The sequence below is a fragment of the Zestomonas carbonaria genome, assembly GCF_904061905.1.
Lineage (GTDB): Bacteria > Pseudomonadota > Gammaproteobacteria > Pseudomonadales > Pseudomonadaceae > Aquipseudomonas > Aquipseudomonas carbonaria.
Map to the genome: position 1 here is coordinate 24,651 of NZ_CAJFCI010000053.1, position 6,639 is coordinate 31,289.

The window sequence follows — 6,639 nt, forward strand, 5'->3', positions numbered from 1 at the left end:
GGTCGTCAGGTGATCTGGAACAACTGCCCGAAATTGGAGATCGAGAGAATCTTGCGCACGTCGGGGTTGCAGTTGACCAGGCTGATCCTGGCGTGGTCGCCGCCGGCGTGGTCGCGCAGCAGGAGCAACATGCCGAGCGCCGAACTGTCGAGGTAGGTGGTGCCTTCGAGGTCGATCACATAGCGCTTCGGCGCGATGCTGACACGCTCGTAGGCATCGCGGAATTCCTGATGCGCGCCGAAGTCGAAACGCCCCTGGATCGCGATGGTCAGTTCCTGGCCGTCGGTCGAGGGTTGTGCGGTGATCGCCATACTGGCTCCTTGATGGCCAATTGTGGTGGTGGAAGATTTAGCATCCGGCGATGACAGCGGCAACCGTTTCCAGCAACGACGTTCGTAGGGGGCGTAGGGTGGGCCGGGCGGCGTTCCGTTTCAGCCCACCAAGCGGAGTCGAACTCTTTTTTGGTGGGCTGAAGCCCAACCCTACTCCACGGGGCGGAGGCGCTGGGCGAGTTCGTCGAGCAGGCGCTGTTCGTGCTTGTCGGCGGCGATGCGCGCTTCCTCCTGGTAGCGCTGCACCAGCTTGCGCAGGCCCTCCAGGCGGGCATAGCGCTGCTGCCACTGGGCCCGCGCCTTGTCGGCGTTGGCGCGGTGCCAGGCGATGCTGCGCAGTTGCTGGCCGATGGCGCCTTCCAGTTGCGAGAGGAAGCGCTGGTAGTTCATCAGCCACTGCCCGGAAACCCCGCGCTGGCCTTCGCTCACCCATTGCTGCTGGTAGTCGGCCCGGTAGCGCTCCAGTTCGCCGAGCTTGGCCTCGGCCTGGGCAAGCAGGCCCTGGCACTGGCCGAGCTGGCGCGCGGCCTCGCGCTCGGCTTTCTCGGCCATGTCGATTACCGGTTGCAAGCGTTTGGCGCGGGAGAGGGTCATGGTCCGCCCCTCACCCTAACCCTCTCCCGCCCAGAGCAAGAAGATCGATGAAAAGCGCTGAAGGCTGGAAAGCCGGACGCAAGGGCCACGTGCTTTTCCGTCCAGCCTCCAGCCTTACAGCGTTTTTTTCGTCCCATCACTGCCCGAACACCGTACCAAGCTGCCCTTCGCTCTGCGCCATGCCCACGCTCTCGCGCAGTCCCTGGCGCAGGTACTGCTGCATGGCCGGCAGGCGGGCGATGGCCAGGTCGGTGTCCGGGTCGCCGCCGGGCACGTAGGCGCCGACGCTGATCAGGTCGCGGCTCTGCTGGTAGCGCGACCACAATTGCTTGAAGCGCTGCGCCTGGCGCATGTGTTCCTCGCTGACCACCTGCGGCATCACCCGGCTGATCGACGCCTCGATGTCGATAGCCGGGTAGTGCCCCTCCTCCGCCAGCCGGCGCGACAGCACGAAGTGGCCATCGAGCACGCCGCGCGCGGAGTCGGCAATCGGGTCCTGCTGGTCGTCGCCTTCGGACAGCACGGTATAGAACGCGGTGATCGAGCCGCCGCCCTTCTCCGCGTTGCCGGCACGCTCGACCAGCCTGGGCAGCTTGGCGAACACCGACGGCGGATAGCCCTTGGTCGCCGGCGGCTCGCCGATGGCCAGGGCGATCTCGCGCTGGGCCTGGGCGTAGCGGGTCAGCGAGTCCATCAGCAGCAGGACGTTCTTGCCCTTGTCGCGGAAGTATTCGGCGATCCGCGTGCAGTACATCGCCGCGCGCAGGCGCATCAGCGGCGCGTCGTCGGCCGGCGAGGCGACCACCACCGCGCGCTTTAGGCCCTCTTCGCCGAGGATGTGGTCGATGAATTCCTTGACCTCGCGGCCCCGCTCGCCGATCAGGCCGACGACGATGATTTCCGCCTCGGTGAAGCGGGTCATCATGCCCAGCAGCACCGATTTACCGACGCCGGTGCCGGCGAACAGGCCGAGACGCTGGCCGCGCCCCACCGTCAGAAGTCCGTTGATGCTGCGGATACCGACGTCCAGCGGCTGGCTGATCGGGTCGCGGTTGAGCGGGTTGATGGTCGGGCCGTCCATCGGCACCCAGTCCTCGGCACGCATCCGGCCCTTGCCGTCCAGCGCGTTGCCGGCGCCGTCGAGCACCCGGCCGAGCATGCTCATGCCCATCGGCAGCCGGCCGGTATCGGGCAGCGGCACTACGCGCGCGCCGGGAGCGATACCGGCCAGGCTGCCGACCGGCATGAGGAAGATCTTGCTGCCGGCAAATCCCATCACCTCGGCCTCCACCTGGACCGGATGGTATTCGCCCTCGTTGATCACCAGGCAGCGGCTGCCAACCGCCGCGCGCAGGCCCTCGGCTTCCAGGGTCAGGCCGACCATGCGCAGCAGGCGCCCCTCCACCACCGGCTGCTCGGGCAGTTGCACGGCGTCGGTGTAGCCGGCCAGGCGCTTGGCGAAGCTGGTGCGTTCAAGATGCATGGGAAGCGCCCAGGTCGATGTCGATATCGGCGGCCAGCGGATGCACCGCCTGCTCGCGCTGCTGCTCGAAAAGCTGCTTGATGGCCTGGGAGAGGCGCGTCTCGATGCTGGCGTCGATGCGGCTGTGCTCGGTCTCGACGCGGCAGCCGCCGGGCAGCAGCGCCTCGTCTTCGAGAATGCGCCAGCTTTCCTCGTGACGCTCGCGCAACGCCTTGACCACCGCGAAGTCCTGCGGGTTGACGAAGATGCGCACGTTGTCGGCACCCATCGGCAGCAGCTTGAGCGACTCGCGCAGCACGTGGCGCACCTGGCTGGAGTCCAGCGCCAGTTCGCGCTGCACCACCTGGCGGGTGACATGGTTGACCAGGGTGACCAGCGAGTGCTCGATCTGCCGGTCCTGCTCGGCGATCGGTTCCAGCAACTGCTCCATCAGGCTTTCCAGGCTGGCCAGCTTGGCGGCCAGGGCCTGCTCGGCTTCCTGCTTGGCCTTCAGTTGGCCGGCATGGAAGCCATCCTTCTCGCCGGTGGCGAAGCCTTCGTTGTAGGCGTCCTGGCGGATCGCTTCGACCTCTTCGAGCGTCAGCGGCTTGACGGCCTCGACCGGCACCTCCTCGCTCGGCTGCGGTTCGGCGTCGACGACCGGCTCCGGCTCACCGACGGCGGCTTCGGAGGCATCGTCGACCACCGTTGCGCCGCCGCCATCGAAGCTCGGCAGGGCCCAGCGGTCGAAGACGCTGACGTCCTTGGCGCGGATCAGTTCGCTGGGGTTGTCTTTGTTCGACATGGTTCGGGGTCACTCGGTACGTAGCCGGATGCAATCCGGGGAAAACGGATAGTATCGGTTCCCGGATTGCATCCGGGCTACGATGCTTTTCCTACAGGTCCGCGACCAACTTACAGCATTTCCTCGCCACCCTTGCCGCCCAGCACGATCTCGCCGGACTCGGACATGCGCCGGGCAATGGTGAGGATTTCCTTCTGCGCCGCTTCCACTTCGCTGACCCGCACCGGACCGCGCGCGTCCAGGTCGTCGCGCAGCAGCTCGGCGGCGCGCTTGGACATGTTCTTGAAGATCTTTTCCTTGACCGCGTCGTCGGAGCCCTTCAGCGCCAGCACCAGCACGTCGGAGGAAACCTCCCGCAGCAGCGCCTGGATGCCGCGGTCGTCGACGTCGGCAAGGTTGTCGAAGACGAACATCAGGTCCTCGATCTGCGACGACAGGTCCGCATCCATCTCGCGGATGGAGTCCATCAACTGGCCTTCGATGGAGCTGTCGAGGAAGTTCATGATGTCCGCCGCACGCTTGACGCCGCCCATGGTCGCCCGCGAGCTGTTGGCGCTGCCGGAGAACTGCTTCTCGAGGATCAGGTTGAGCTCCTTGAGCGCGGCCGGCTGCACGGTGTTCAGCGAGGACACGCGCAGGACGATGTCCAGGCGCACCTTGTGGTCGAAGTGGCTGAGCACTTCGCTGGCCTGGTCGGGGTCGAGGTAGGCGACTACGATGGCCTGGATCTGCGGGTGCTCGTAGCGGATCACGTCGGCCACCGCGCGCGGCTCCATCCACTTCAGGCTGTCCAGGCCGCTGGTGCTGCCACCGAGCAGGATGCGGTCGATCAGGTTGCCGGCCTTGTCCTCGCCGAGGGCCTGGGTGAGCATCCGGCGGATGTAGCTGTCGGCGCCGACGCCCAGGCTGGTCTGGTCGCCGACGATCTCGACGAACTCGCCCATCACCTGCTCGACCTGCTCGCGCTGGATGTTGCGCATCTGCGCCATGGCCACGCCGACCCGCTGCACTTCCTTCGGCCCGAGGTGGCGCAGCACCTGGGCGGCGTCGGTCTCGCCGAGGGACAGCAGGAGGATGGCGGCCTTGTCGACCTTGTTCATCTTGGTAGCGACGCGATTCTCACTCATCGGCGTTGATCCACTCTTTCACGACTTGGGCGACCCGGCCCGGGTCTTCGGCGACCAGGCTCTTGATCGCGTTCAACTGCGCTTCGTAACCCTCGGTCGAACTCGGCAGCATGAGGTGCTGCGGGCCACCCAGGCTGACGCGATCGGCGGCCAGGCCGTCCATCTCGCCGAACTCCAGGTCGCCGCCGGGACCACCGCCGGCCACGGCCAGCTCCTTGCTCTTGCCGCCGCCAGTGATGTTGTTCAGCACCGGACGCAGCACGCCGAACACCAGGACCAGGATGAACAGTACGCCGAGCACCTGCTTGACGATGTCCCAGAACCACGGCTGGGTGTAGAACGGAATGTCGATGAGTTCTTCGCCCTGCTGCGCGTTGAACTGCGTGTTGATCACGCTGACGCTGTCGCCACGGCTGGCGTCGAAGCCGACCGCGTCCTGCACCAGGCGGGTGAAACGGGCGATGTCGTCGGCGCTCCAGGGTGTGCGGGTGACTTCGCCGGTCTTGGCATCGACCCTGAACTGATCGTCCACCACCACCGCGACGGAAATCCGGCGCAGGCGCCCGGACTGCTGGCGGGTGTAGCTGATGGAACGGTCCAGCTCGAAGTTGCGGGTCGACTGCTCGCGCTTGTCGGCCGGATACGGCGCCAGTTTCGGCTGGCCGGTGGCCGGGTCGATGATCTGCTGGCCATTGGCGTCGAGCAGCGGCTGCCCCGGCGCGATCGGACCCGCGGCGGCCGGAGCCGCGGCGGTGGCATCCTGCGGCGCGGCGCCGGCGGCCGGCGGCTGGTTGGAAAGCGCGCCCGGTACGCCCTGTGGCGGCAGGCTGCTCTGGCGTTCCTCGTTGACCCGTTGCTCGCTGCGCAGCGCCGGCTGGTCGGGGTTGAACATCTCCGAGGTCGACTCGACCGCGCTGAAGTCCACGTCCGCCGACACCTCGGCCTTGTAACGATCGCTGCCCAGCACCGGGCGCAGGATATTGTCGACCCGCTGGGCCAGCGAACCTTCCAGGCGGCGCGTGTAGTCGAGCTGCTTGCCGGCCATGGTCAGCTCGGACAGCTCCTGCTGGTCGGACAGCAGGTTGCCTTTCTGGTCGACCACGGTGACCTGCGACTTGTCCAGCTCCGGCACGCTGGTGGCGACCAGGTTGACGATCGCCATCACCTGGCTCGGCTCCAGCGAGCGGCCCGGGTACAGCTCGACCAGCACCGAGGCGCTGGGCTTGCGCTCGTCGCGGACGAACACCGAGCTTTTCGGGATGGCCAGGTGCACACGGGCGGCCTTGACGTTGTTCAGGCTCGACACGGTGCGCGCCAGCTCGCCTTCCAGGCCACGGCGATAGCGGGTGGTCTCCATGAACTGGCTGGTGCCGAGGCCCTGCTCCTTGTCGAGGATCTCGAAACCGATGCTGCCGTCCTGCGGCGCGACGCCCGCGCTGGCCAGCTTCAGGCGGGCCCGCGCCAGGTCGTCGGCCTTGACCAGCAGCGCGCCGGAGTTTGGCTCGATGCGGTACTTGATGTCGGCGGCGCCCAGCGCCTCGGTGACCTGGTTGGCGTCGACGCCGGACAGGCTGCCGAACAGCGGCCGGTAGTCCGGCTGCTGCGACCAGAGCACGACGGCGAAACCGACCGCCACGCTGGCGGCCAGGCCGACCAGCAGGCCGACCTGGCGCAGCATGCTCATGTCGGAAAGGTTTTCCAGGAACGACAGGCCGAACAGCGGCTTCTTCTCCTGGGCGTCCGCCTTGGCGGGGACGTTGGCGATCACTGCGTCAGACATGGATTAGCCCCGCCCTCAAACCGGCATCTGCATGATGTCTTGATAGGCCTGGACCAGCTTGTTGCGAACCTGGGTCATGGCCTGGAAGGACACGCTGGCCTTCTGCTGGGCGATCATCACGTCGGTCAGGTCGACCCCGCTGGTGCCGATCTCGAAGGCCGTGGCCAACTGGTTGGAAACCTGCTGGGTCTCGCTGACCTTGTTCACCGCCTGCCCCAGCATGTCGGCAAAGCTCGGCGCCCCCGGCTCCGGCGTTGCCGCCACCGGCTTGGCACGCGCCATCGCCTCCATCTGCATGGAGCGCATTTCCAACATCAGACGATTGAATTCGACACCCTGGCTCATGACTTCCTCCGCTGGCCGCGGTTTTTTGACACCGCTGGCGCTTTGCTGGGGTATGTGCAACTAGGGTGCCAACAAGGCAAGAAGCCGAAAAAAGCGCTGGAGGCTGGAGGCTGGAGGCTGGAGGCTGGAGGCTGGAGGCTGGAGGCTGGAGGCTGGAGGCTGGAGGCTGGAGGCTGGAGGCTGGAGGCTGGAGG

Annotated in this window: 7 protein-coding genes; all 7 read right to left on the reverse strand. The window is 66.8% G+C overall.

The window, feature by feature from the left end:
- Positions 1 to 5: 5 nt before the first annotated feature.
- The 7 genes from PSEWESI4_RS13285 to fliE all read right to left on the reverse strand — a co-directional run bounded on the left by PSEWESI4_RS13285 (position 6) and on the right by fliE (position 6,445).
- Positions 6 to 311, reverse strand: a complete 306-nt coding sequence (locus PSEWESI4_RS13285) for an STAS domain-containing protein (protein WP_187671686.1) — start codon at positions 309 to 311, stop codon at positions 6 to 8.
- 171 nt (positions 312 to 482) lie between these two features.
- Positions 483 to 926, reverse strand: a complete 444-nt coding sequence (gene fliJ, locus PSEWESI4_RS13290; RefSeq protein ID WP_187671687.1) for a flagellar export protein FliJ — start codon at positions 924 to 926, stop codon at positions 483 to 485.
- A 136-nt stretch (positions 927 to 1,062) separates the two neighbouring features.
- Positions 1,063 to 2,409 carry a flagellar protein export ATPase FliI gene (fliI, locus tag PSEWESI4_RS13295; RefSeq protein ID WP_187671688.1) on the reverse strand — a complete coding sequence of 449 codons (1,347 nt, stop codon included), beginning with the start codon at positions 2,407 to 2,409 and terminating at the stop codon, positions 1,063 to 1,065.
- Complete coding sequence (gene fliH / locus PSEWESI4_RS13300) at positions 2,399 to 3,193, reverse strand: flagellar assembly protein FliH (protein WP_187671689.1); 795 nt, start codon at positions 3,191 to 3,193, stop codon at positions 2,399 to 2,401. The genes fliI and fliH overlap by 11 nt, the downstream gene beginning before the upstream one ends.
- A gap of 110 nt (positions 3,194 to 3,303) precedes the next feature.
- Entirely contained in the window at positions 3,304 to 4,320 is a 1,017-nt protein-coding gene (gene fliG, locus PSEWESI4_RS13305) for a flagellar motor switch protein FliG (RefSeq protein WP_187671690.1), read from the reverse strand.
- On the reverse strand, positions 4,313 to 6,100 hold the full coding sequence (fliF, locus tag PSEWESI4_RS13310) for a flagellar basal-body MS-ring/collar protein FliF (RefSeq protein ID WP_187671691.1): 1,788 nt from the start codon (positions 6,098 to 6,100) through the stop codon (positions 4,313 to 4,315). Before fliF ends, fliG begins: the two co-directional genes overlap by 8 nt.
- A 15-nt stretch (positions 6,101 to 6,115) precedes the next feature.
- Positions 6,116 to 6,445, reverse strand: a complete 330-nt coding sequence (gene fliE / locus PSEWESI4_RS13315; protein ID WP_187671692.1) for a flagellar hook-basal body complex protein FliE — start codon at positions 6,443 to 6,445, stop codon at positions 6,116 to 6,118.
- Positions 6,446 to 6,639 lie beyond the last annotated feature (194 nt).

What these genes read in the sequence shown, in the direction of transcription:
- PSEWESI4_RS13285 (WP_187671686.1), bottom strand. Translation starts at nt 311, where the DNA reads ATGGCGATCACCGCACAACCCTCGACCGACGGCCAGGAACTGACCATC.
- fliJ (WP_187671687.1), bottom strand. Translation starts at nt 926, where the DNA reads ATGACCCTCTCCCGCGCCAAACGCTTGCAACCGGTAATCGACATGGCC.
- fliI (WP_187671688.1), bottom strand. Translation starts at nt 2,409, where the DNA reads ATGCATCTTGAACGCACCAGCTTCGCCAAGCGCCTGGCCGGCTACACC.
- fliH (WP_187671689.1), bottom strand. Translation starts at nt 3,193, where the DNA reads ATGTCGAACAAAGACAACCCCAGCGAACTGATCCGCGCCAAGGACGTC.
- fliG (WP_187671690.1), bottom strand. Translation starts at nt 4,320, where the DNA reads ATGAGTGAGAATCGCGTCGCTACCAAGATGAACAAGGTCGACAAGGCC.
- fliF (WP_187671691.1), bottom strand. Translation starts at nt 6,100, where the DNA reads ATGTCTGACGCAGTGATCGCCAACGTCCCCGCCAAGGCGGACGCCCAG.
- fliE (WP_187671692.1), bottom strand. Translation starts at nt 6,445, where the DNA reads ATGAGCCAGGGTGTCGAATTCAATCGTCTGATGTTGGAAATGCGCTCC.